This window comes from Burkholderia sp. AU16741, from assembly GCF_002223345.1.
Classification (GTDB): domain Bacteria; phylum Pseudomonadota; class Gammaproteobacteria; order Burkholderiales; family Burkholderiaceae; genus Burkholderia; species Burkholderia sola.
Genome location: NZ_NKEZ01000008.1, coordinates 515557 through 541253, shown reverse-complemented (window position 1 = coordinate 541253; position 25697 = coordinate 515557). Strand labels below are relative to the sequence as shown.

Annotated in this window: 19 protein-coding genes and 1 pseudogene; 13 read left to right on the top strand and 7 right to left on the bottom strand. The window is 68.8% G+C overall.

Going from position 1 to position 25697, the window contains the following annotated elements:
* Window positions 1-19: 19 nt before the first annotated feature.
* Window positions 20-427 (bottom strand): annotated as a pseudogene (locus CFB89_RS22890) (RNA-guided endonuclease TnpB family protein); the annotation flags it as partial.
* Window positions 428-857: 430 nt separating this feature from the next.
* Here CFB89_RS22890 and CFB89_RS22880 point away from each other — a divergent pair.
* From CFB89_RS22880 to CFB89_RS22870, 3 genes are read left to right on the top strand one after another with little or no spacing between them, the layout of a single operon-like run.
* Window positions 858-3734, top strand: coding sequence for a xanthine dehydrogenase family protein molybdopterin-binding subunit (locus CFB89_RS22880; RefSeq protein ID WP_089469858.1), 2877 nt, complete (start codon window positions 858-860; stop codon window positions 3732-3734).
* The gene (locus tag CFB89_RS22875) at window positions 3731-4426 is read left to right on the top strand and encodes a (2Fe-2S)-binding protein (RefSeq protein ID WP_089469857.1); all 696 of its coding nucleotides are present in this window, start codon (window positions 3731-3733) and stop codon (window positions 4424-4426) included. Before CFB89_RS22880 ends, CFB89_RS22875 begins: the two co-directional genes overlap by 4 nt.
* A complete protein-coding gene (locus CFB89_RS22870; RefSeq protein ID WP_089469856.1) occupies window positions 4423-5682 on the top strand; it encodes a cytochrome c in 1260 nt (419 codons plus the stop codon). The genes CFB89_RS22875 and CFB89_RS22870 overlap by 4 nt, the downstream gene beginning before the upstream one ends.
* A gap of 386 nt (window positions 5683-6068) precedes the next feature.
* Here the strand turns inward: CFB89_RS22870 and pal are convergent, their stop codons facing one another.
* The 6 genes from pal to CFB89_RS22835 form a co-directional block, all read right to left on the bottom strand.
* Entirely contained in the window at window positions 6069-6560 is a 492-nt protein-coding gene (gene pal / locus CFB89_RS22865) for a peptidoglycan-associated lipoprotein Pal (RefSeq protein ID WP_089469855.1), read from the bottom strand.
* A 410-nt stretch (window positions 6561-6970) separates the two neighbouring features.
* Window positions 6971-8182 (bottom strand): porin, encoded by a 1212-nt coding sequence (locus tag CFB89_RS22855; protein ID WP_089469854.1) that lies wholly within the window; start codon window positions 8180-8182, stop codon window positions 6971-6973.
* 181 nt (window positions 8183-8363) lie between these two features.
* Window positions 8364-8969, bottom strand: coding sequence for a GNAT family N-acetyltransferase (locus CFB89_RS22850; RefSeq protein ID WP_179233513.1), 606 nt, complete (start codon window positions 8967-8969; stop codon window positions 8364-8366).
* Between the two features lie 26 nt (window positions 8970-8995).
* On the bottom strand, window positions 8996-10423 hold the full coding sequence (locus CFB89_RS22845) for a helix-turn-helix transcriptional regulator (RefSeq protein WP_089469852.1): 1428 nt from the start codon (window positions 10421-10423) through the stop codon (window positions 8996-8998).
* A 120-nt stretch (window positions 10424-10543) separates the two neighbouring features.
* Complete coding sequence (locus CFB89_RS22840) at window positions 10544-11728, bottom strand: cytochrome P450 (protein WP_089469851.1); 1185 nt, start codon at window positions 11726-11728, stop codon at window positions 10544-10546.
* A 16-nt stretch (window positions 11729-11744) separates the two neighbouring features.
* A complete protein-coding gene (locus tag CFB89_RS22835) occupies window positions 11745-12701 on the bottom strand; it encodes a hypothetical protein (RefSeq protein WP_089469850.1) in 957 nt (318 codons plus the stop codon).
* Between the two features lie 292 nt (window positions 12702-12993).
* On the opposite strand from CFB89_RS22835, the gene CFB89_RS22825 reads away from it, so the two are divergent.
* The 10 genes from CFB89_RS22825 (at window position 12994) to CFB89_RS22780 (ending at window position 25678) form a co-directional block, all read left to right on the top strand.
* Window positions 12994-13479 (top strand): lytic transglycosylase domain-containing protein, encoded by a 486-nt coding sequence (locus CFB89_RS22825; RefSeq protein ID WP_089469848.1) that lies wholly within the window; start codon window positions 12994-12996, stop codon window positions 13477-13479.
* Window positions 13476-14081: an adenylyl-sulfate kinase gene (cysC, locus tag CFB89_RS22820; protein WP_089469847.1), complete on the top strand. Its 606-nt coding sequence runs from the start codon at window positions 13476-13478 to the stop codon at window positions 14079-14081. The genes CFB89_RS22825 and cysC overlap by 4 nt, the downstream gene beginning before the upstream one ends.
* A gap of 38 nt (window positions 14082-14119) precedes the next feature.
* Window positions 14120-15496, top strand: a complete 1377-nt coding sequence (locus tag CFB89_RS22815) for a DUF4915 domain-containing protein (protein ID WP_089469846.1) — start codon at window positions 14120-14122, stop codon at window positions 15494-15496.
* Between the two features lie 310 nt (window positions 15497-15806).
* Window positions 15807-17237, top strand: a complete 1431-nt coding sequence (locus CFB89_RS22810) for a hypothetical protein (protein ID WP_144030150.1) — start codon at window positions 15807-15809, stop codon at window positions 17235-17237.
* A 164-nt stretch (window positions 17238-17401) separates the two neighbouring features.
* The gene (locus tag CFB89_RS22805) at window positions 17402-19819 is read left to right on the top strand and encodes an FAD-dependent oxidoreductase (protein ID WP_089469844.1); all 2418 of its coding nucleotides are present in this window, start codon (window positions 17402-17404) and stop codon (window positions 19817-19819) included.
* A gap of 272 nt (window positions 19820-20091) precedes the next feature.
* Window positions 20092-20991 carry a nitrilase family protein gene (locus tag CFB89_RS22800; RefSeq protein WP_089469843.1) on the top strand — a complete coding sequence of 300 codons (900 nt, stop codon included), beginning with the start codon at window positions 20092-20094 and terminating at the stop codon, window positions 20989-20991.
* A 79-nt stretch (window positions 20992-21070) separates the two neighbouring features.
* On the top strand, window positions 21071-22225 hold the full coding sequence (locus CFB89_RS22795) for a substrate-binding protein (protein ID WP_089469842.1): 1155 nt from the start codon (window positions 21071-21073) through the stop codon (window positions 22223-22225).
* Window positions 22226-22297: 72 nt separating this feature from the next.
* The gene (locus CFB89_RS22790) at window positions 22298-23131 is read left to right on the top strand and encodes a branched-chain amino acid ABC transporter permease (protein WP_089469841.1); all 834 of its coding nucleotides are present in this window, start codon (window positions 22298-22300) and stop codon (window positions 23129-23131) included.
* Window positions 23124-24974 (top strand): ATP-binding cassette domain-containing protein, encoded by a 1851-nt coding sequence (locus tag CFB89_RS22785; RefSeq protein ID WP_089469840.1) that lies wholly within the window; start codon window positions 23124-23126, stop codon window positions 24972-24974. Before CFB89_RS22790 ends, CFB89_RS22785 begins: the two co-directional genes overlap by 8 nt.
* A complete protein-coding gene (locus CFB89_RS22780; protein ID WP_089469839.1) occupies window positions 24971-25678 on the top strand; it encodes an ABC transporter ATP-binding protein in 708 nt (235 codons plus the stop codon). Before CFB89_RS22785 ends, CFB89_RS22780 begins: the two co-directional genes overlap by 4 nt.
* Window positions 25679-25697: the final 19 nt, after the last annotated feature.

The window sequence follows — 25697 nt, the reverse complement described above, 5'->3', positions numbered from 1 at the left end:
ACGATGTCTCGATGGCTGGCGACCCATCCTTGATCTTGCCTTCGGGAAGCGGTCGGCTGTTGAACACGCGGAAGGTGTTGCCGGCAAAACGGAACGCGTCACCTTCGCGCTTCAGGTCACGGCCCTTCAGCGGCACCCAGCCCAGCGATTTCCTGCCGCGATAGCGCAGGTAGGGCCGACGGTGCTGACCGCGCGAGTTCGCATATTGCTCGCACGTCGCGTTAATCGTGCCGGAGTGGATGTCGAGTTCCTTGCTGCTACCGGTCGTCAGCACGTTCAGGTCGAAACCCGTCGGCCACTTCTTGCTCCACTTGAGCGCATGCTTCTGCGTGTCATTGCAGAAGTTCCAGACGTAGTTCACCGCACGGCTCTGCTTGTTGAGCAGTCCGTTGAGCGATTTCACCCGGTAGCGGTAGACAAGGATCATGCCGGCCATTTTAACGGTGGAATGCCGCTGTCAAACAGCGGCGCTCCTTTCCTCCCCGTTCTGAAGGACGGCGTTTCTTGGAGCAACTGATGAAAAAACGGCGGCGGCGCGGGCCGCCCGGCGGCACCGCGCATTGCGTCGTGCGGGTCGTCAGTCCCGGCTGCGAGCGGCTTGCGGATTCGGCGGCGCAAAGGCCGGGTCGTTGCGAACGGAACGATGTACGACGGCATCCGGCCGCATGCAAACCGCCAGCGAATCGCCCTGCGACCACCCGCCGCAGCCCGGCTGAACCCCGTTATAAGAATTCCAATAAGTATTTCATGCGGGAAATACTATAGGCGATATATCTAAAACAATGCCAGAATGCGCGCCGCTCCGAACGCCGCGACACCCGATCGCCGTCCGAGCAGCCTCAGGAGGTTCCCCCCCAATGAAAAACCACGGCCTGTCACGGCGGGGTTTTCTGAAAGCCAGCGTGCTGGCGGGTGTCGCGGTGTATGTCGCGCCCATCGGCAGCCGCGCGTTCGCGGCGCTCTTCGAAGAAAAACTCCTCACACCCGTCAAATGGGATAGCGTCACCGGCATCCCCCAATTCCGCATCGACGGCATCGCGAAGGTCACGGGCTCGAAAGTGTTCGCCCGCGACGTGCGCGCGGCCGACATGCCGCACTGGCCGCAGCAGCAATCGCACGCGCTGATCCTGCGCGTCACGCAGGCCGACCGGACGTACGAAGGCTTCGACCTGTCGCTGCTCGGCGACGAGCTGAAGCCGGACCGCGTGGTCACGGCCGACGATCTCGCACGTGACGGCGTCGCGTTCCCGGCGTTCTACGGCGACGACATGCTGTTGCCGGCCGGCAAGACGCCCGCGTATCTCGGCCATGCGGTCGCGATCCTGATCTATCACGACTTCGCGCGCTTCCGCTTCGCGAAGAACGCGCTGAAGTTCCGCGACGACGTGATCCGCTACGGCGCGGTCACGGGCCCGCTCGAGCGCGATCCGTGGGGCACCTTCCGCTACGTGCGCGTGGGCGGCAAGACGGCCTATGACGACGACGTCTATTCGAGCCTGAAGGACGCGCCGATCTTCCCGAGCATGATGCGCAAGCACCTGCCGGTCTGGCCGGACGGCAAGGAGCACGGCAAGCTCGATGAGCAGGGCATGTTCCTCGCCGGGCAGATCGCCGCCGAACTCGATCATCCGTCGGCCGACTGGCTCGTGTTCGAGCGCGAATACAACACGCAGTCGGTCGATACGGCCGCGCTCGAGCCCGACAACGCGAACTGCTGGTACGACGCCGCGACGCAATCGCTGCATCTCGTCGTGCCGACCCAGTCGCCGCTCGAAGTGTCGGAGAACGCGGCCGCGATGGTCGCGAAATGCCGCTTTCCGGTGAAGAAGCTGTTCGTGCATCCGTGCTACACGGTCGGCTACGGCTCGAAGGATCACTTCAACGTGCCGTTCTACGGCCTCGTCTGCGCGCTGTACGCGGACGGCCGCCCGGTACGGTTCGCGAACGACCGCTACGAGCAGTTCCAGACGTCGCTGAAGCGTCACGCGTTCAAGATGCATTACCGGATCGCGGTCGACCGCAACACGGGCCTGCTGCAGTCGTTCAAGGGCGACTTCGAGGCGAACGGCGGCGGTCGCTCGAACTTCTCGCCGTCGGTGGCGATGGTCGGCGCAACCGCCGCGCAATCGATCTACTACTTCCCGAAGAGCGACCTCGCGGCCGTCGCGATCGCGTCGCGCGCGATCGACGCCGGTTCCGCGCGCGGCTACGGCACGCTGCAGAGCATGGCCGCGACCGAGATGGCGGTCGACGAGATCGCCGCGCAACTGAACCTCGATCCGATCGACTTCCGGCTGCGCAACGCGCTGCGTTCGGGGATGAAGAACACGCAGGGCGCGATTCCCGCCGGCGCGCTGCGTGTCGACGAAGTGCTCGAGCGCGCGAAGCAGCATCCGCTGTGGACGCGTCGTGCCGCGCGCAAGGCCGAATTCGAGGCCGCGCATCCGGGCAAGCGCTACGGCGTCGGCTTCGCGTGCGTGCAGAAGGACTTCGGCACGGGTGCGGAAGCGTCGTTCGCGAAGGTCGAATTCGACGCGCACGGCAAGGTGTCGCTGCAGCATACGGCGGCCGAGATCGGCACCGGGATGTCGACGTCGCAGGCCGTCGCGGTCGCGAAATGGCTCGGCCGTCCGGCGACCGACGTGCGCGTGGCCGTCACCGAATGGCCGGACCTGCCGGTCGAGACGAGCGGCGACCCGTACCTGATGTCGCAGGCCGATCAGGACCGCCTGAGCGCGAACCCGCGCTGGTCGCCCGGCTATGCGTCGCCGTCGAGCGCGACGAACTCCGCGTACTACTTCACGCACAGCACGCGCGAAGCCGCACGTGCGGTGTTCCGCTACGGGCTGTGGCCGGCCGCGATGTCGATCTGGACGCGCGGCCTGGGCGGCGGCCAAGCCGCGCCGTATGCGATCCGCATCGAGGATGCGCGCTGGGTCGACGGCAAGCTGACCGCCGACGGCCTCGAGCCGCTGACGTTCGAGCAGCTCGCGAAGCAGGCGCATGCGCTCGGCCTGCCGACCGGCGCCGTCGTGCACGTGTTCAACCGCTGGCAGTGGACCGACGCCGAATTCGAAGTGGGCGGTGCGGTCGAGCGTCTGCCGATCGACGGGCTGTCGCTGCGCGTCGGCGCGCCGAAGACCGGCGACTACGGCCCGGTGCCGGGCACCGCCGCACCGGCCGGCGCGACCGCGCTGCGCGGCACGCTGCCGCCGACCGCGAACGGCTATCGCGTGCTCGACCGCAAGCGGGTGTTCATCCCGCCGACGAGCCGCAACAACGCGGCCGTCACCTACTACACGGCGGTGGGCACGCTCGTCGAGCTGGCCGTGCACGAAGCGACCGGCAAGGTCGAACTGCTCACGCATCACTCGATCATGGAGTGCGGCAACCAGATTTCGCCGCAGCTCGTGTCGGGCCAGTTGCAGGGCGGTCTCGCGATGGGCATCGGCCATGCGCTGCACGAATACCTGCCGCTCTACGAGGACGGCCCCGGCAACGGCACGTGGAACTTCAACCGTTACCAGCTGCCGCGCGCGTCCGACGTCGCCGTCTGGACGCAAACGGGCGACGTGCTGCCGCCGCTGTCCGAGACCGATCCGCCGAAGGGCGTCGCCGAAGTGGTGATGATTCCCGTCGTCGGCGCGATCGTGAACGGCATCGCGCACGCGATCGGCCATCGTTTCACCGACCTGCCGGTGACCCCGCAAAAGATTCAGGAGGTGCTCGCATGACGACCGCCCAAACCGCGGCTTCGGCCGCGAGCGCCGGCGCGGCCGCGACCGGCGCTTCCGTGCCGAATGCGGCTTCGGCCGCTCCGGCATCCGTACCCGCTGCACCCGCTGCGGCTTCGGCCGCCGTCGAGCGTCCGCTCGTCCGGTTCCAGCAGAAGCCGCTGTCGGTCGACATCAACGGCAAGTCGGTCGGCCCGATGCAGGTGCCCGAAGGGCTGATGATGATCGAGTTCCTGCACGAGTACCTGGGCCTCACCGGTTCGCGGCTCGGCTGCGGACAGGGCATCTGCCACGCGTGCGTCGTGATCGTCGACAAGCCGGACGGCACGAGCGAGGAAATGCGCACCTGCATCACCGGCGCGTACTTCTTCCACGGCCGTTCGATCCGCACGATCGAAGGGCACGCGAAGCGCAACGAAGCCGGCGAAGTGGTCGAGCTGTCGCCGATCCAGCAGAAATTCCTCGAGCACTTCAGCTTCCAGTGCGGCTACTGCACGCCGGGTTTCGTCAACGCGGCGACCGTGCTGATCGAACGCCTGAAGCGCGAGCCGATCGCGAAGTCCGACGTGGAACGCACGATCACCGACGCGCTCGACGCGCACCTGTGCCGCTGCACGGGCTATGTCCGCTACTACGAAGCCGTGAAGGACGTGGTGCTGACGACGCAGGGACTCGTGAAGGAAGCCCCATGACACGCACACTCGCTCATCGTGCCGCGCGGGCGGCGGGCCTGCCCGCGCTCGCGGCGGCCTGCGCGTTGCTGCTCGCCGCCTGCGGCGGCCACGACGCGCCGGCGTCGAGGGCGGCGTCCGGCGCGCCCGGCGCCGACCAGATCGCGCGCGGCCGCTATCTCGTCAAGGCCGCCGACTGCGCGGCGTGCCACACCGCGAAGGACGGCGCGCCGTTCGCCGGCGGCGCGGCGCTCGAATCGCCGTTCGGCACGTTCTACGGCTCGAACATCACGCCCGACAAGGAGCACGGGATCGGCAACTGGAGCGCGGACGATTTCTACGCCGCGCTGCACGACGGCAAGGCGCCGGGCAAGCGCCTGTATCCGTCGATGCCGTACACGTCGTACCGGCAGCTCACGCGCGCCGACGCCGATGCGATGTACGCGTACCTGATGACGGTCAAGCCCGTCGCGCAGGAAAACCGCGCGCACGATCTGAAGTTTCCGTACGACCTGCGCTTCGGCATGGTCTTCTGGGACATGCTGTTCCTGAAGGACAGCCTGCCGGACGCGTCGGCCGGCCAATCCGCCGACTGGCGGCGCGGCCGCTATCTCGCGGGCGCGCTCGGCCACTGCGCGGAATGCCACACGCCGCGCGCGTTCACGGGCCAGCTCGACGGGGCGAAGCCGTTCGCGGGCGCCGCGCTCGGCCGCGTGGCCGCGCCCGACATCACGCCGGCCGGCCTCGCCGCGCGCGGCTGGACGGGGAGCGACCTGCAGACGTTCTTCGGCGTCGGCATCGCGCCGCAAGGCTCGGCGTTCGGCGAGATGTATCCGGTCGTGCACCTGAGCACGCAGTACCTGACGAAGGACGACCTGCGCGGCCTGTCGACCTACCTGCTCGGCGATACGCCGCCCGCGCCGCAACCGGTGAAGCCGGTGTCGGCCGATGCGGCGCAACTGGCGGCTGGTCGCTCGGTGTATCTCGCGGTGTGCGCGGGCTGTCACGGCTTCAACGGCGAAGGCAAGCCGCACGTGGCGGTGCCGATGAACGGCAATTCGACGCTGCGTCAGGCCGACTCGCGCAACCTGCTGGTCGCGATGCTCGACGGCATCGACGAGCAGAAGTTCGCGGGCTTCGAAAACCTGCAGCCGATGCGGGGTTTCGCGAAAACGCTGAGCGACGATGAACTCGCGCAGCTCGCGAACTACCTGCGCGCGACGTGGGGCGGCCAGCCCGCGAGCGTCACGCCGGCCGACGTGAAGGCGATGCGTTGAGCCGTGCCGTGGGGTAGAGCGTCGCGCGCGAGCGGCCGGCTTTCGGTGCTCGCGCGCGATTTCGTCACTCATTTTCGTTGCGGCGGCGTGTCAGTAGCCGCCGCCCCCTCCGCCTCCGCTTCCACTGCCTCCCGCGCCGCCGTACCGGCTCATGCCCGGTCCTTGCGACGTACCGCTGCCCGACGACGTACAGCCCGCCGACAGCACCAGCATCAGCGCCGCGATCAACGCCACAGCCAACGTTGCCGATTTCATTGTGTTCTCCTTGCCGCGCGCAGGCCACAGGAAAGGCGGTTCGCGTGAACCGCGCGTCTGCGCGATGACAAGACGGTTCGGCCGGGCCGCTTATTCCATGCTTTTTGCGTATCGCCGCGGCGGCGCCGGGATCAACGATAGACGAGATCGGCGCGGCGATTCTGCGCCCATGCTTCCTCGTCGTGGCCGAGCGCGACCGGCTTTTCCTTGCCGAGGCTGACGGCCTCGAGTTGCGTGGCCGGCACGCCGAGCGTTTCGAGCGCGCTCGCCACGGCCTGCGAGCGACGCTGGCCGAGCGCGAGGTTGTATTCGGAGGTGCCGCGCTCGTCGGTGTTGCCCTGGATCAGCACGTGTCGCGCGGGATGGCTGCGCAGGTAGTCGGCGTGCGCCTGCAGCAGCGACTGGAATTCGGGCTTCACCGAGTACTGGTCGAAATCGAAGTAGATGCTGCGCTTGGCGAGCGGGCTGTTCGGATTGTTCAGATCGTCGGCCGTTACCGTCGCGACGGTTTCGCTCGACGGGGCCGGCGCCGCGGCGGCGTTTTCGGGCGTTTTCGCCGCGTGATGGCAACCGGCCAGCAGGACGAAAGTTGCCAGGACCGCAATTCGGTTCATTTTGCTCATCGTTCTTCTCCAGCGGTTGACTGCGTTGAAAGCGGGGCGCGTGCCGTTCGCACGCGGCCGTCCGGCCGTCATGGCGCGAAAGGCCCGGCGTCGTTGCCGTGATGCAGGTTCGTAAGCCGGTGGTGCGCCAGATGAAAGAATGTTGCGGCCGGAACGCCGGATCGCGGCGTCGCTGCAAACAGATTAGGAAAAATGTCACAACGTGCCCAGTATCTCCGGATTTTTTGCGCAGACGCGACAGGCGGGAGGCATTCTTGCTGCCGCGGGTGGGGGTATGCGACGCCATTGTGATGACGACGCTGCGCACGGGCGCGGCCTCGTCCGTGCCGGTCATGGCGATCGTGCGACAGGGGAAGCGTGTGCCGCATGCACTCGGTCGCCCGCGCGACGGCGCCGCCCACGCCGCATCGTCAGAACTTGTGCCGCAGCCCCAGCGCGACGACGGCCTGGTTGCTGTTCGCGGAAGGCGTCATGGTCCAGACCGTCGCGTTGAATGCCGGATTGCCGTTGCCGCCGCTCACGCGCTGGTACGTGCCTTCGAGATACGCATCCGTGCGCTTCGACAGCGCATAGTCGGCCTGCGCGACGACCTGGTTCCATTTCGGGCGCGCGTGGCCCGTGCGGGTGTCGAAGCGGCCCATGGTGTACGTGTATGCGGCGGCGACGCTCAGCGCGCGCGTGACGAGGTAGCGTCCGTCGATCGAGAAGTTGTCGAACACCAGCGATTCGCCCTTCAGCGGCGCGATGTTGCCGCCCTGGAGCACGCCCGTCACGCCGTCGGTGGTCGAATGCGACCATGCGGCGCCGACCGAATGCGGCCCGAACGCATAACGGCCGGCCACCGCCCAGATCTGCTGGTTGCCGCCCGTGATCGTCGCCGAGCCGTCGACCGTGCTCAGCGCGCCGTCCGGGTTCGGCGCGTTGCGGTCGCGGCTGATCTTCAGGTAGCCGGCGCCGAGCTTCAGCGGCCCGTTCGCATACGACACGCCCGTGCTCCACACCGCGTTGTTGGAGAACTGGCCTGCCGCGTTCGAGAAACCGACCATCGCGCCGAACCTGAGCCCGCGAACCGTCGGGCTCGTGTATTTCACCGCATTGTTGATGCGCAGGTTGCGGTTCGAATCGTCGTTGTCGTACGGGTGAACCGCGAGGTTGCCGCCCCAGCCGGGGCCGGACGCGCCGAGCGGCGTCACGAAATCGAGGATCAGGTCGTACTGGCGGCCGAAGGTCAGCGCGCCCGCCGTCCGCGAGCTCACGCCGAGCCATGCCTGGCGGCCGAACAGATCGACGCCTTTCTGAGACAGCTTGCCGGTGGTGCCCGAGAAGCCGTTTTCGAGCGTGAAGACCGCGGCCATGCCGCCGCCGAGATCCTCGCGGCCGCTCAGCCCCCAGCGCGACGCATTCAATGCGCCGCTCGTCATCGCGATGCCGCCGCTGCCGGGCGAGCCGGCGCCGCGCGTGCGCTGGTGGGTGGAATAGGTGATCGACGTGTCGATCAGGCCGTACAGCGTCACGCTGCTCTGGGCAAGCGCGACATCCGGCACGAAGCCGCTCAGGCAGGCGGCAATGAGGGTCCCCGCGACGCGTGCGCCGGCATGCTGGTTCGTTTGGCAGGAATGCATAGGCGTTTTGTTGTTGTTGGACCGGCCTGGCGGCTCGGTGGATCGAGCGGCCATTATTGGAGATCGTGCGGCGGTCGATTAAGGCGCCGCACAGGAAAGGTCCTCTGCGGAATCGCTCGGAATCGCGGTGGGTCGACTGGCGGGGAGGCGGCCGGGCAGCGGCGCGATTGCCGCGCCGCGCTCAGGCGTCGACCAGCCGGTGCATCGACGGCGCGGCCGCGCCCGGCTCGCGCGTGATCGCGAAAAGCAGCGCATCGGCGGCGGCCAGCCCCTGGTTGGGGCGCGGCTCCCAGTTCGTGAGCCGGCCTTCGAACCGGAAGCCGAGCCGCGTGAGTGTGCCTGCCGCCGCGCCCTCCGGCGCGCAATACGCGTGAATGCGGCACAGGGCAGGCCGCGTCAGCAGCCAGCGCAAGAGCTTGAGCAGCGCGGCGAGACACGCCCGCCGACGCCGGTGACCGTCGAGCCGGCTGATCACGACACCGATCTCCGCGCGCGGCGGCTCGGGCCGCAATTCGATCGCGGCGAGCAGCGTGCCGCTGGCGGCGTCCTCGAGCGCCCACGTGTAGCGGCATCCGGCGCGCCATGCCGCATCGCAGCCGGCGATGAACGCCTGCGTTTCGGCGACGTTCGCATGGGTGCGCATCGGCAGCCACGCCGTCACGCCGGGATCGCCGAGCAGGACCGCGAACAGGGCCGGCGCATCGTCCGCGCGAAACGGGCGCAGCCGCACGGTGCCGGCCTCGATGACGCGCGGAACCGTGAAGCCGGACGTGGCGGGTTCCGGCATGGGCGAGCAGGGCGCGCACATGGGCGTCAGCGCGCGAGCGTTTCCGACGGCGCTTCGTTGAACAACTGGCGATAGCCGTTCAGCAGCGTCGAGCGATGCTGGACGCCCCAGCGGTTCGCGATGCGCAGCACGCTCGACGTGTGCGCGTCGTCCTCCAGCAGGTCGTGGCGGATATGTTCCATGCGCCGCGTGCGGATCAACTGGCTCGGCGTGTAGCCGAGATTGGCCTTGAATGCGGCCTGCAACGCACGTTCCGTGACGCCGATATGGCTGGCCACTTCGCGCACCGACAGATCCGGCCGCTCGAGATGCTCGACGAGGTAACGATAGGCGCGCCGGTATTTGCCGGGCAGCCGCGCGGCGATGTCGTCGGCGGCGGGCTGCGCGCGTTCGGCGGCCACCGCCGGCACGGCGGCGCTGTCGGCGCGCACGTGGCGCAGCGACTGCAGCGCATAGCGCGCATACATCTGCGCGTAGTCCTGCAGGCGGCCCTGTTGCTGACGGAGTTTCGACTGGCAATAGAGCAGCTCGTTGTACCAGTGCGCGTGCTGGTTGCCCTGGAACGCGCGTTCGCCGAACACGTGGAGCGTGGTTTCGGCCACGTGCGTGAGGCGCCCCGCGAGCGCGGCCAGCGTGACTTCGAGCCGCAATTCGCGGTGGTATTCCGCGAGTCCCGCGCCCTGGCTCCAGCGCAAGTGCGTTTCGATGCGGGCGAGTGCCGATTCGGCGCCGCCCGCGAGCGAGCGCAGATGATTCAGATAATCCGCGTGGCGCGACAGGACGCCGATCGGCGGCGTGTCGTCCGGTTGCGCGGGCAACGTCTCGTCGAAGGCCTTCGAGCGCGTTTCGAGCGCCGCTGAATGCCAGTAGATGTGATCGGCCAACTGCGCACTCGAACGCAGCTTGTACTGATCGACGATGTCGCGGTTCAGCATGTAGGCGACGCGCGTCCAGCGCGCATCCTGCGCGCGGCCCGCCTGTCCGTGCAACGCGGTCAGCAGCGCATGCACGCCGTCCAGGCGGCCGAGCCGGAACAGCACCAGCACCGAGCCGACGAGGCTTTCGAGCCGCTGGCCGGCGCTGGCGTCTTCGTCGTCGCTCACGCGCTGGAAGCATTTGAGCGCCGTCCCGAGATGATTCTGGAACAGGGCCTGCCAGCCGGCGTTGCGCGACAGCGCGGCGCGGGCCGTGCGGTGCTCGCCGCGCACGGCCTTCTGCGCATGCCGGTATGCGTCTTCGGCTTCTTCGTACTGCCCGAGCACCAGCAGCACGTCGGCGTACGTCTGCAGGCTCGCGTAGTCGGCCGGCGCGCCCGGCACGGCCGGCTCGGCGCGCGCCGCCGCGGCCACCGACGCGTCGCGGAACTGGCCGTTCAGCATCATGGCGAACAGCGGCGATTCGGCGTCGACCGACGCGAGGGTCGAAGCCACGGCGAAGTAGATCGATGAGGACATGAGGCGCTCCCGTGATGGATGACACGAACGTGTCGGTGAGCGCATCGTGGCACCGTCGCTTCGCCGCGGCCGGCATTTGTGACGTTCTGTTACTTTCGGCGGCCCGTGCGTCCGCGCCGCTCAGGCGCGGGCCGCGTCGTACACCCGCAGCGAGCGGTAGCCGCGGAACGCCCCTTCCTGCAGACGCGGATGCGCGCCGGGTTCGAGCATGAGGCCGGGCATGCGGGCGAGCAGCGTTTCGAATACGACGGCCAGCTGCATGCGCGCGAGCGCGGCGCCCAGGCAGCCGTGCGAACCGGCGCCGAATACGAGGCCGCCGTGCGCGCGATCGAGACGGATGTCGCTCGGCGCGGCGAACGCGTCGGGATCGCGGTTCGCGGCGGCGGCGACCACGGCGACGACATCGCCTTTCGCCATCCGGAGCCCGTCGAGCTCGACGTCGGCGCGCGCGAAGCGAATCATCACGTGCACGGCCGGTTCGATCCGCATCAGTTCGCGCAGCGCGAGCGGCACGTGCCGCGGCGCCTGCACGAGCGCTTGCCACAGATCGCGGCGCGTTAGCGCCTGCGCGAACGTATTGCCCAGCGACAGCATGGTCGTGCCATAGCCCGCGATGAACGTCAGCAGCACGTTGGCGAGCAACTGACGGCGCGCGAGCGCCGGGCGCGTGCCGCCGGCCTGCAGCACGGCGCACACGGTATCGAGATGCACGTCCAGCTCGTCGACGAAACGCCGTGTCTGGGCGACCGCCAGCGCATGGTCCGCCGGCCCGATCGGCATCGCGCTGATCAGCCGGATCGGCCCCATGGACTGGGCCTGCAGGCGTGGCGCGTGCACGGGGTCGATGCCCAGTAGCCGGCACGCCGCGAGCGCCGGCAGGCGCTGCGCGAGGTGCTCGACGAGGTCGAAGCGCCGCGGATCGGGAACCTGCTCGAGCAGTGCGTCGAGGTCGCTGGCGAGGTGCGTGCGCAACGCCGCCAGGCGCGGCTTCGCGAACAGCGGTGCGAACGTCTTGCGCATGCGTTCGTGCATCGAATCGTCGGCAAACAGCATCGTGTCGAGAAGGCCGGCCTCGTCGCGCACGACGTCGCATTCGACCAGCGGCGAACGGGTCGTCAGCGCCGGGTGGTCGAGCACGGCGCACGCGAGCCGGTAACGACCGACCATCCAGGTGCCGCTGACGTCGCGATAGGCGCCGGGCAGCGCCGGCATCGCGTCGTAGAACGCGTCGCGATCGTCGGCGGCGTCCGTCAGCAGCTCGAAGAGCGTCTTGTGCGCGAGCGTTTCGTCGAAGATGGGCGTCATGATGAGGTCGGTCCGGTCAACGGCGCGTCAGCGAAACGAGCGCGTCGCCCCATTTCTCGAAGATCTGCGCGATCGACTGCACGACGTTGATGATGGTCCGCGCCATCATCGCCATCACGCTGGCTCCGCCTTCGATCACGTTTTCCCACGGCCGCAGCCGCGAGGTCCAGCGGTCGTCGGGCCCGTTCATGCCGGAGCGGCGCGGCTGCCCGGGGCGCTGCATGCCCGGCGTGAAATCGTTCTGAAACGACGGATCCTGCCAGTTGTTCGACGCATCGTACGTGGCGCGATCGGTGAACGCGAACGTACCGGCACGGCTATCGCGATCGCTCGCGTCGAACGTCGTCGACGGGGTGACCGGCCGCGACGGGAATGGTGTATGCCGCGGTTCCGTACGGAAACCGTCGTCGTCCGACAGCAGCGGGACGCGGCCGTCATCGGATGCCGAGGCGCGGCGCTCGGGCGGCACCGCGTGCTCGTGCCGGGACGACATCGGGCTCACAGGACGCGACGGCGTGGGCATCCATGATTCGCCCACGCGGAAATCGCCATCGTCGGGCCGCCACCGCGCATCGTGCGCGTCGTCGTCGTTTGCCGTCGGCCGATGATGATCGAACGGCGCCGGCCGGGGATGCGACGACGTCGCACCGATCGGCCGGCGTCCCGGCGGTGCCGATGCCAGCGGAGCAGGCGAACCGGGCAGCGGCGGCGTCATGTCCGCCGATCGGGACGGTTCGGGACGCGATACCCACGTCGAAGGCGAGCGGTCCGCGCGCGTCGCTTGGCGGACCTCGTCGTTCCATTGCGCAATTCGCGACCGAAGGGGCGGCTGGGGCTCCAGCGCCTGGAATCGCGCACGGTCCAGCCGCGACGACGTGATGTGCCCGTCGGCGCTTTCGGTGTCATGCGCGAGCGCATCGTGGCCGAACTCGGCGGGATGAAGGCTCGGGTCGCGTTCCTCGGTTCTCGGCATGGCGTTCTCCAGACGGTCCAGGTCGCCGGCCGAACGGCGTCGGCGCGGGGATGAAGGTTTTATACCGGGCCGCCTCGGCCGCGCGGCGTGGGGCGCGAAGCGCCACGCGCGGGCGCGAAGCGGGTGCATCGGCCGCGTTCGCCCGCGCCGATGCGTGCCGAAGCGAACGGCGCCAATCCGAAGCGCGGCACCCGCAGCCGCCGCTCGACGCTCGACGTGCCCCGCGATACGTCGCTAAGTTTCGCTTCGACGCGGTCGCTGACCGCCATTCCCGATCGTCTCGAGGTCGACCATGAACCAACGTCATTCGGCGCCGCCACGGCCGCGCCACTGGGTACCGCGCGCCGCGCTGTGCGTGTGGCTCGCCTGCGCCGGCACGGCCGCGCACGCCGATTGTTTCGAATCGGCCGCCGAGTATCACGGTGTCAACCCGATGATCCTGCGGGCCATCGCGAACGTCGAGTCGCGCGGCAATCCGCAGGCCATCCACCGTAACAAGAACGGCACGACCGACATCGGCGAGCTGCAGATCAATTCGATTCACCTGCGCGAGCTGGCCGCCTTCGGGATTCGCGCCAAGGATCTGCTCGACGAATGCGTGAACGTCTACGTGGCCGCGTGGCACCTGCGCAAGCAGATTGCCGCCTACGGCAATACCTGGGACGCGGTCGGCGCCTATCATTCGCGCAGCCCGCGCCTGCGGGACGAATACGCACGGCTCGTGAAGGCGACGCTCGTGAAGTGGGGGGCGATGACGATCGACGGTGCCGCGCAATGAACGCGCGCGCGAGCGGCAGGCTCGACGCGCGGCACGGCGTCGCCGCCGTGCCCGGCCAGCGCGCCGTCACCGTATGGCTGACCGGCCTGAGCGGCGCGGGCAAATCGACGCTGTCCATGCACCTGCGCGCCGCGCTGTCGGCGCGTGGCGTGGTCGCCGCGACGCTCGACGGCGATGTGCTGCGCGGCGGCGCGAGCCGCGATCTCGGTTTCACCCCGTCGGATCGCACGGAAAACGTGCGACGCGCGGCCGAGTTCGCGCGGCTGCTCAACGATCAGGGGCTCGTCGTCATCGCGGCGCTCATCACGCCGTATCGACGCGAACGCGCGCTGGCTCGCGCCATCGTCGGCGCATCGCGTTTCGTCGAGGTGTTCGTCAGCACGCCGCTCGCGATTTGCGAAGCCCGCGATCCGAAAGGGCTGTACCGGCTCGCGCGGGCAGGCGGGCTCGACGGCCTGACCGGCGTCGGTGCGCCGTACGAGCGCCCGACTTCGCCGGCGATGGTCGTCGACACCGGCGGCCGCACGCCGGCGCAGTGCACCGACGACCTGCTGCGCCGCCTGGCCCCGATGATCGTCCGTGCACCGCGACCCGCGCGGTAGCGGCGCATCCGCCTGTTCCTCCACGACCCGATGCCTTCATGACCCAACTGCTATTGAGCTTCTGCTACGCCAAGCCGTCCGGGCACGTGCTCGCGCGCTTCGACGTCGATGCCGACACGTTCGAATGGATCGATCTGGGCGACGTCGCCGCGCAGGTCGTCGGCGCGACCGGGCTGTGCCGCGTCGACGCGAGCTGCTACGCGGCGCTGCAGATCCGCGTGCCCGGCACGGTCGGCACGCTGCTGGCCGAAATCGATGCGTGCGCGCGCATCCGGCGCGTGGCGCGCCTCGCGCCGGTGCTGGATGCGCACTCGCTGCTGGCGTGGCATGGCGAGCTGCTCGTCGTGAGCAGCGGCACCAACCAGGTGTTCGCGATCGACTGGCCGCGCGACGGTGCGCTGCATCTGCGCGTGTTCTTCGAAATCGAGCCCGGCGCGGATACGCTGCACATGAATTCGCTGCAGGCATTCGGCGGACATGTGTATCTGTCGATGTTCGGCTGCAAGCCCGGCGCGTCGTGGCGCGACGCCTGCGATGGGCAGATCCTCGATCTCACCGATGCGGGCCGCGTCGTCAGGCGCGGGCTGCGCCATCCGCACTCGCTGTTCATCGATCGCGGGACCTTGCTGTGCGTGTCGTCGCGCGACGGCAGCCTCGTGCATGTCGCGGGCGCGCCGCGCGGCGCCGACCGGCCGCTCGACGGTTATGTGCGCGGCGCGCTGGCGCATGCCGGGCGATTGTTCGTCGGCACCAGCATGGCGCGCACGCGCAGCAAGAGCCGGGGCGCGGCGTGGCCGTCCGCCGCCGCGCCGGCGCCGCGGGAAGCGGGCACCGGCTGCGGGTTGCACGTGATCGAAGGCGGGCGGCGAGCGCCGCGCTGGATCGACCTGAGCCCGTTCGGCGCCGAGCTGTACGACATCGTCGCGTGGGACGGCGAGCCCGTGCGCGGCGCGCGTGCCGACGCGATGGCGAGCCGCCTGCGCGCGGTCAACGCGGAATTCGGCGAGCTGATCGTCGAGTTGTACCGCACGCGCAGGCACCACGGCATCGTGGGCGACATGGTGCGCTCGATGATCGACGCGGGCGTCGACCCCGGCTTCGCACGCGACGCGCTGTCGACCCTCGCCAACGACGTGCCCGCGCTGCCCGAATGGAGCTATCTGCATGCGCGGCTGCTGCTGGCGGGCGGCGGCGACGCGAACCGGCGCGCGGCGCTGCCGTTCCTGATGAGCGCGCTCGAAGGCGGCTACGACAGCTTCGACGTGCTGAGCCGGCTGGCGGAGATCTACGACGCGCTCGGCGATGCCGTCAACGCCGCCGCGCATGCGCGGCGCGCCCTCGCGACGGCGCCGGTCACGCTCGATACGCCGCTGCGCGACGGGTTGCATACGATCGCGCGCCGGCCCGAGCGCTGAACACGTGGGCCGGCGCGGCGGCGCTTCGCGCGTCGCGCGACGGCTTCGCGCAAGCGGGGTGGCCGCCCGCGCCGAATCCTATTCTCGTATCCGGAACGACCCCATGCCGCGCATGCCGGCCCGCCTGGGCCCGGCATGCGAGCGCCTCCCCGCGGCGCGCACGGCATTCGTCGCGCCGACTGCAAACCGATCTATCAGGATAGCTATGGAACCGTCCACGATTGCACATCATGAAGCGACCGGTGAACTGCCCGAGGAAACCGAACGGACTCGGGAGGATGCGACGACGTCCAGACCGGAGTCGACGTCGATGGCCCATCACACGGCGGGGTTGCCGGCCGCGCGCACTCGCCCGTCCGGCGTTTCCGACCACGAACCCATCACGACCCTGCGCCAACGGCGCATGCAGGTGCCGCGCGACGTCGATGCCGAAGTCGGACACGCGACATGCGAACACAGGCTGGCGGCGCTCGGTGGCCCGGGCGTGCCGGCCGCGCATGTCAGGATCGCGGCCACGACCGCACACGTGCTGTACGGCCCGCATGCCGACCGCATGCCCGACGACGTGCTGCGCAGCCTGCTCGAACGCGCGCCGCTGTACGAACGGCATGGCGTGACGGACGAGAAGGCGCTGCGCGGCTTTCTGAAGCAGTCCATCGCGGAGCGGGCGGCGCCGCTCGTCGGGCGTTCGGGTTACCTCGTCGCACTGTCGCTTGCCGGCACCTACGTGGGCAAGCACGTGCCGTCGCCGGCCACCGGTTTGCCGATCGGTGCGACGGTCATGTTCGCGACGACCAACTCGACCGGCGCGCGCGAAGGCCTCGAGACGCACTACATCCCGCCGCTGGAGGCGACCTCACTGCCGCCTTCCGTGCTGCGCCGCTTCGACTGGTACGCGGAAGAAGCCCTGCCGCCGGGCGTGCGGGCCGAGATGGAGCGTCAACTGGTGCGCGCGATGGTGACGCTCGTGCCCGTATTCCATGCGCTACGGACGGGCGGTTCGCTCGACCTGCAACTGACGGTACTGAACGACGTGTATGCCGACGCCACGACGTTCTTTGGCGCGGAGACGCTCGAAAGCGCGCTGAGCGCCGTGGGCGGCGCGGTGAAGTCGGCGCTCGGCCGGTTGCGGCAATCGGGCGATGCGATGCGGGAAAAAGGCCTCGAGGCGCCGACGCACGGCGAATTGATCGCGCATCAACCGCTCGACCGGCTGGAAGCGAGACTCGTCAACCACAACAAGAGCCTGCTCGAATCGGGCAGCGACGCCGCGCGCGCGATGGGGCAGGGCATCAAGACGCTCTGGACCGAAAAGTTCGGCCGGCTGGTCGGCGTGCCGGCGCACGCGGGTCTTGTCATCGCGACCGCGCTCGTGCTGACCGCGCACCTGATCGAACAGGATCCCGACAACGCCGACCTGCCGAAAGGACGGATCTCGCCGCGCTCGGCGCTGGCGGTGCCCGGCGCGCTGATGATCATGGAGTTCCTGGCGACCGAGGCGTTCGGCACGCTGATCCAGACGTGCGACGCACTGATATCGAGAAGGCCGGCGTTTCTCCATGACGAGGACGACATGTCGTCGCGCATCGAGGAAGTCGACGAACACAGCGGCAGCGAACCCGACAGCGCGCCGGTCGCATCGGGTGCGTTGCCCGCGCCTGCGTCGTCGTCCGCCGACGTGTCGCGCGCACTGCCGCCTGCGGAGTCGCCGCGGCGAACGTCGACGGGCGAGACGTCCTGACGCCGCCGTCGCCGCCCGGCGCATCGCGACCCGCGCGTCTCGGCGCGGTGCGCCGGGACCCGATTCGGGCCGCCACGCAGCCGCATGCGACACGCAGCCGTCGCGGCCCGTTTCACCCCATCGTTGTCTCAATCCCCTTCTGCAACCCGAAAGGAAACGTCGAAATGGAATCGGTCAATCCCAACGTTCACACCGCCGAAAGCGCGGAACACGCCACGCTCGAGCGTCCGGCATCGCCTTCGTCGCCGGTCGGCCCGTCGAGTTCGACGCTGCCCGAAGTCACGGGCGTGACGCGCCGCAGCGCGCTGCCCACGCAGGGCAGCCCGCGCGCGTCGGCCGCCGAACTCGAGGCCGCCGCCAAGCGTTCGCGCACCGAGACGTCCAGTGGCTGGCCGTCGAGCCGCATCGATACGGCGGCCTTCAGCCTGGGCGCCGAATCGTCCAAGAACAGGGCGCGGCCGGCACGCGAGCAACTGTCGTCCGAAGGGCGCGAGATTCCGCCGCTCAAGCCGCAGTCGCTCGGCCACTACTTCTCGCAGGCAGCAGGCAAATGGCCGTCCGCGGACAATCGCGCCAAGCTGCTCGAAGCGATGACGACCAACCTGACCACGCTCTCGACCCTGAGCGCGGCGCCGCAGATCAAGCAGATGCGCCGCGAGCTGACGCTGCACTGGCACGCCCTGTCCGAGCGCGAGAAAAGCGACGTGCTCGACACGGTCGGCGCCGGCAGCAAGCGGCTCGCCGGCAAGCCGAACGTCGCGACGTGGCTCGAACACACGGCCGCCCACATGCCGACCGCGGATGCGGAGCGCCTGCTCGCGGCGTGCGGCACGTCGGCGCGCACGGCCCTCGAAGGGTCGTTCGGGAAGGCGGCCACCGACGAAACGCATCGCGGCGCGGTCCGCGCACGCGATGCCGACATGCGCATGACGTTGCCGCTCGATCACATGTACGACTACAAGGGCTTCTACTGGGACAACGGCCGCAAGGTCGGCACCCTGCCGCCGGACGTCGCGAAAAAGCTCCGGGTGTGCGTGATCGGCGCGGGCCCGGCGGGGATCATGGCGGCCGACAGCCTGAACCGCATCGGCGTGACGTCGACGGTGCTCGAGGCGGAGGATCACATCGGCGGCCGCCTCGCGACGCACCATCGCCAGCTCGACGACGGCACCCAGAGCCCGACCGCCACGCATCCCGGCGGCATGCGTTTTCACACGACGCACGGCAACTTCTACTGGAGCTTCGCGGAGCACTACGAACTCCGGCATATCGATTTCACGAACCCGAGCCAGGTCGGTGCGCTGCTGCTGCTCGAGGAAAGCGTGCGCAAGGCGGAGCCGGGCAAGGAGCCGACCGACCCGGTGCTGAAGCAGGTGAAGTCCGACTTCGACAAGGCGATGGGATCGTTGACGCAGCCGATGCGCGACGCACGGGACGCGGGCGATACGGCGAAATTTCGCGAGTTGTGCGAGGCCGCGAAGAACCGGTTCGATCCGTTCACGTTCAAGGAAGGCGTGGAGCATCTGCTGAAGGAAAACGGCATTCACTGGGACGACAAGCACTGGGAAACCTTCGGCGCGGTCGGCATCGGCGTCGGCGGCTACAAGGGCTACTACAACACGGGTTTCCTGGAGGAAATGCGCTTCCTCGTCGACGAACGGCTCGAAAACCACCAGTTGCTGGTCGATGGCGCCGACGAACCGCTCAAGCGCATGATCGCGGATACCGCGGGGCTGCCGCCCGGCCGCCAGTCGCTCGAGGCTCAGGGCGCGATCCGGTTGAATGCGCCGGCCATGGGCGTCGAAAAGACGACCAACGAAACGACCGGCAAGGACGAGTACCGCGTGTCGTGGAAGGAAAACGGCGAAACGAAGACCGAAACGTACGACGAAGTCTTTTTCGCGGCGAGCCCGAAGGTCGCGACGCAACTGGGCCTGACGAAGCAGGGCGAGGGCAGCCTCGTCTCGGCGGAACTCGCCGTGGCGCTGGACAGCGTCAACATCGTCGGCGCGACCAAGATGACGATGACCGTGCCGGCCGACGAGTTCCATCCGGAGGCATTGCCGAAGAACCTGCAGTCCACCGCGGAGTTCCAGCAACTGTATCTGCACGCCCCCGCGAAGGAAGGTGACAACGCGGTGATCTACCTCAGCTACACGCTCGGCGACAACGCGAAGAAGGTCGAGGGCAAGACGAAGAAAGAGCAGATCGAGAACCTGGTCGGCACGCTGCGTGAATCGGCGAAGCGCGCCGAACCCGAGGACGGCGCCAAGCTGCGCAATCTCGCGGACCTGATCGACAAGCACTGGGAAGCGCGCAGTCATTACACGCACTGGACCGAGGTGCCGACCCAGGGCGGCGCATTCAAGATGGACGCGCCGAACGATCTCGACAATACGCGCACGCTGTACGCCAACACGCTGGAGTCGAGCGGGCTGCATTTCATCAACGAGAAGGTGACGGCCGAGGCCGGCTTCGCGAGCGGTCCGTTCGCCGCGGCGATCAACGCGGTGCAGAGCATGGTGAAGCACTACGAGGGCGCGTTGCCCCCGAACTCGCCGTGGGAGCAGCAGATCCTGTAGTCGTGCGCGTGCGGCCGCGACAGGGCGGCAGGCGTCGCGGCCGCACGCGACAAGTGCGTCGAAAACCGGGGTGGCATGACGCGGCAACGACGCCGGAGGAATCGCTTGACACGTCGAAAATGGCTTCTTATATTCGGCCGGACTGAGGCGCCAAGCTCGACGGCGCCTCCGCGGCAACGTTGCCGCGCCACATATGGACGGCTACGAAGCCCCCGAACTTGCGTCGCACGACGCCGGTCCGGGGGCTTTTTGTTTTTCGGGAGAAAAGACAGATGGCGGAATACGGCCCGGCGAAAGGGGATGCGGCGCACGCGCGTGCATTCACGATCGCCTGCGTGCAGATGGAGCCGCGGATCGGTGCGGCGCAGCACAACCTCACGACCGCGCTCGAGCGAATCGAGACGGCCGCACGCAACGGCGCGGCGCTGATCGTGCTGCCCGAGCTGGCCAACAGCGGCTACGTGTTCGAGGATCGCGACGAGGCGCTGGCGCTCGCGGAGCCCGTGCCCGACGGCCCGACGGCGCAGGCGTTCGAAGCGATCGCGCGGCGCCTGAATGTTCACATAGTGAGCGGCATCGCCGAACGCGATGGCGCGCGGCTCTACAACTCGGCGCTGTTCGCGGGGCCCGGCGGGCATCTCGGCGTGTACCGGAAGCTGCATCTGTGGGACAACGAAAAGCGCTTTTTCGAGCCGGGCGACCGCGGTGTGCCGGTGTTCGACACGCCGCTCGGACGCATCGCGATGGCGATCTGCTACGACGTGTGGTTTCCGGAGACGTTTCGACTGGCCGCGATGCAGGGCGCCGATCTCGTCTGCGTGCCGACCAACTGGGTGCCGATGCCGTCGCAGCCCGACGACCGTCCGGGCATGGCGACCACGTTGACGATGGCCGCCGCGCACAGCAACGGCGTCGCGATCGCGTGCGCGGACCGGGTCGGCATCGAGCGCGGCCAGCCGTTCATCGGCCAGAGCCTGATCGTCGGCGGCGATGGCTGGCCGGTCGCGGGCCCGGCCAGCATCGATCGCGAGGAGATCGTCTACGGGACGATCGACGTGGCCCGCACGCGCGCCGGCCGCGCGCTGAACGCGCACAACCACGTGCTGCGCGACCGGCGCGCGGATATCTACGACCCGATGCTCGGCACCGGCTGGCCGGTGTCGCCGCCATGACCGCGTCAGCCGTTGCGTGCCTCACCCGGCGTCATTCACCGCGATGCGCCGCGATTCACCCCCACTACAAGGAAGCATCATGAGGTCGTTGAACAAGACAATCGCCGCCGCCTTCATCGTCGCGGCATCGATGGCCGCATCGGCGGCCGAGCCGATCCGGATCGGCGTCGCGGTCGGGCTGTCGGGCGCCAACAGCGTCGTCGCGCCGGCCGTCGTGCAGTCGTCGCAACTGGCCGTGGCCGAGATCAACGCGGCGGGCGGCATTCTGGGGCGTCCGGTCGAACTCGTGATCGCCGACGACGGCTCGGGCGCGGTGGGCGCGCAGAAGGCGTACGACACGCTGGTGTTCCAGAAGAACGTCGACGCGATCATCTCGATGGAAACGAGCGCCGCGCGCAACGCGGCCCTGCCGATCGTCGCGCGCGGCAAGAAGCCGTTCATCTATACGTCGTTCTACGAAGGCCGCTCGTGCAGCCCGTGGATGTACGTGAACGGCTGGGTGCCCGAACAGGTGGTCGCGCCGATCGTCGATTACTTCGACAAGCGCCGCGGCGCGAAGACGTTCTACCTCGTCGGCAACGACTACGCGTTCGGCCGCGGCATGCTCGACTTCACGAAGCAGTACATCGAACGGCACGGCGGGAAGGTGATCGGCGAGACCTACCTGCCGATCGACGGCACCGATTGGACGCCGGTGCTCTCGAAGATCCGCGCGGCGAAACCCGATGCGCTGATCAGCGCCACGGCGGGCGGCGCGCCGAACGTCGCGCTCGCGAAGCAGCTCAAGAGCTCGGGCCTCACGCTGCCGTACGGCAACCTCGCGATCGACGAAGGCACGGCCAAGGGCATGGGCGACGTCGCGACCGGCGTGTTCATGACGGCGTCCTACCTCACCGGCATCGATTCGCCGCAGAACCGCAAGTTCATCGCGGCGCTCGACAGCAAGTTCGGCAAGGACGTGAAGACGCCGAACGAATTGTCCGAGCCGCAGTACGAAGCGTTCTTCCTTTACAAGGCGGCGGTCGAGAAGGCGGGGTCGACCGATTCGTCGAAGGTCGTGAAAGCGCTCGGCGAGGTGTCGTTCGACGGGCCGCGCGGAACGGTCGCGATGAACCGCAGCCGCCACGTGCCGCTCGCGATGCGCCTCGGACAGATTCAGCCGGACGGTTCGGTGAAGGTGCTGCAGACGTTCGCCGACGTCGACCCCGGCATGCAGTGCCCGAAGCTCAAGTAGCGCGCACCGCGGCGCACACGGGTTCGCCGGCGGCGAACCTCACCTGAACCAGACCTGAATCGGGAGGCAGACATGGGACTGGCATTGGACATCTGTACGACGGCGGCCGTGCTGTTCATCGTGACCGTCGGCCTGATGGTGATCTTCGGCGTGATGCGGATCGTGAACTTCGCGCACGGCGCGCTGCTCACGCTGGGCGCCTACGCGAGCTTCGTCGTGACGCGGCTGGGGCTCGATCCGTGGGTGAGCGTGCCGCTCGCGATCGCGGTGGGTACGGTGGTCGGCATGGCGGTCGAATGGATCATCGTCCGGCCGCTGTACAAACGGCCGCTCGACGCGATTCTGGCCACCTGGGGGCTCGGCATCGTGATCGGGCAGATCATCGTGATGGTGTTCGGCCGTGAAGTGCAGTTCGTCGAAACGTCGATGAAGGGCGCGGTATCGATCGCGGGCACCGAATACTCGGCCTACCGGCTGGTGCTGGTGCCGATCGCGCTCGGGCTCTGCGCGGGATTGACGCTGCTGCTGTCGGGTACGCGCTTCGGCGTGAAGACGCGGGCCGTCATCATGAACGAAGATCTCGCACGCGGGCTCGGGATTCATTCGGGCCGCATCCGCTTCGTCACGTTCGCCCTCGGCGCGGCGCTCGGCTCGCTCGCCGGCGCGCTGATCACGCCGTTGTCGAGCGTCGATCCCGACATGGGCGTCGGGTGGATCGTCAGCGCGTTCATGCTGGTGATGGTGTCGGGGCATTCGATGACGAGCCTGCTCGTCACGTGCATCGTGTTCGGCGCATGCCAGGTGCTCGTCAGCACGTTCGTCAGCCCGGTGCTGGGCGGGCTGACGATCGCGGTGCTCGCGGCGCTGACGCTGCGCATCCGACCGCGGGGGTTCGCTCATGGCTAAGGTCGACGCCTCGTTCGAGCCGCATCGCGCCGATTCGACGGCGCAGGGCGCGCGTGCACCGCGTGCGCACGCGTGGCGCGGCCTCGCGATCGTGGTCGCCGTGGCGGCCGTGCTGCTGGTCGCCGGTCCGTTCGTGTTCGGTGCGTATTTGCTGAACGTCCTGATCCAGGCGTTCTTCTTTTCGATCGTCGCGGTGACGGTCGACCTGTTGTGGGGCTATACCGGCTACCTGACCTTCGGCCAGTCGGCGTTCTTCGGCATCGGCGCGTACGCGGCCGGGCTCGTGTTCACGCACGGCGGTTTTTCGGCGCCGCACGCGCTGCTCGCGATCGGCGCGGCGCTCGCCGCGACGGCGGCCGTCGCCGCGGTGTTCGGCTGGCTGTCGTTCTATCGCGGCGCGTCGCCGTTCTTCGCGACCGTGATGTCGCTGGTGCTGCCGATCGTGCTGACGCAATCGCTGCTGTCGGGCGGCGAATGGACCGGCTCGAGCTCGGGGCTGACCGGCTTCGAGACCTTCGACCTGTCGCTGGGCCAGTGGTACGGGATCGCCGGTGCCGCGCTGCTGGCCGTCGCGGTGCTGGCCTGGGTGTTCGTGCGCAGCGACGGCGGCCGCCTGCTGGTCGCGATCCGCGACAACGAGGCGCGCTGTGCGTATCTCGGCATCGATACGTCGATCGTCAAGATCGTGCTGCTGGTCGCGACCGCGATGATCGCCGGGCTCGCCGGGTTCGGTTACGGCGCGTTCAGCGGCGTGGTCGCGCCCGAGCTGTCCGGTTTCGTGCTCGGCACGCAACTCGTCGTGTGGGTGGCGCTCGGCGGGCGCGGCACGTTATGGGGCCCCGTGCTCGGTTCGCTGCTGATCAACGTCGCGACGGCCTACCTGAGCGGGAGCATGCCGTTCGCGTGGCAACTCATTCTCGGCGCCGCGTTCGTCGTCGTGATCGTGCTGCTGCCGAAGGGCCTCGTGCCGCTGCTCGCGCGGCCGGTGCGCCGCTTCATCGCGAGCGGACGGCCATTGCCGGTGCTCGTGGAGCGGCCGGTACGCGCACGCGACGCCGCGGCCGGCGCCGCGCCCGCGCTGGACATGCGCGCGGTCGAGCGGCATTTCGGCAGTCTCAAGGTACTGCAGGGCATCGACCTGCAAGCCGGCGGCGGCGAGCTGGTCGGCCTGATCGGCCCGAACGGCGCGGGCAAGACGACGCTGATGCGCTGCATGAGCGACGGCGCCGAGCGCTCGTCGGGCACCGTCGCGCTCGGCGGCACGGAGATCGGCCGGATGCCGCCGGAGCGCTGCGTGCGGCTCGGCCTCGGCCGGAAGTTCCAGAACGCCAACGTGTTCGACAGCCTCACCGTGGCCGAATGCCTGCGCATCGCCGGCACCCTCGTCGAGCGGCCGTCGCTGGTGCGTTCCGCGACGACGCTCGCGCTGCCGCCGTACGCGCTGGAGGTGATCCGGGCGACGCGCCTCGATCGCAAGCTCGATGCCGTCGCGAAGGATCTGTCGCACGGCGAGCAGCAGGCGCTCGAACTGGCGATGGTGCTCGCGCTGGAGCCGCGCATCGTGCTGCTCGACGAGCCGACGGCGGGGCTGACCAAGGTCGAGCGCACGCAGATCGGCAACGTGCTCGCGGCGCTCGCGCACCGGTACGGGCTGTGCTGCCTGCTCGTCGAGCACGACCTGGATTTCGTCGCGGAAGTCGCGACCCGCATCGTCGTGCTGCATCAAGGCAGGATCGTGATGCAGGGCAGCTTCGCCGACGTGGTGGCGTCGGAACTGGTCCGAACCATTTATGCCGGCAGCGCGCAGGGCGGCGCCGCGGCCGTGCGACAGGAGGCGCCATGAGCGGGATTGCGCTCGACGTGAACGCGGTCACGAGCGGCTATCGCGATGCGATCGTGCTGCGCGGCCTGACGATGCGCATCGCCGCCGGCGAGGCGGTGGCGCTGCTCGGCAAGAACGGCATGGGCAAGACGACGCTGCTGAAGACCATCATGGGCTACCTGCCCAAGACGGGCGGCTCGATCCATGCGCACGGCGCGGACATCACGCGGCTGCCGCCGCACCGGATCGCGCGTGCGGGGATCGCCTATGCGCCGCAGGAGCACGCGCTGTTTCACGACCTGAGCGTGCGCGACAACCTGCGGCTCGGGCTGGCGCAGGCATCGACGTTCGACGAACGTTTCGCCGAGATCGAACCGGTGTTTCCGGTATTCGCGAGCCGGCTGAAGCAGTACGCGGGAACGCTGTCCGGCGGCGAGCAGAAAATGCTGCTGGTGGCGCGCGCGCTGATGATGCGGCCGTCGACGATCCTGCTCGACGAAATCACCGAAGGCCTGCAGCCGTCGGTGATCGACCGGCTCGCCGACGTGTTGCTGTGGGAGCGCGAGCGCCGCGGCACGACCTTGCTGCTGATCGAGCAGAACGTGCCGTTCGCGCTGAAGGTCGCCGATCGCTATGCGGTGCTGAAGCAGGGCGCGCTGATCGACGACGGCGATGCGAAGGCGCCGTCGGCTGCCGCGTCGGTCTTCGCGCACCTGCGGGTCTAGGGTCTGCTTACACACGGAA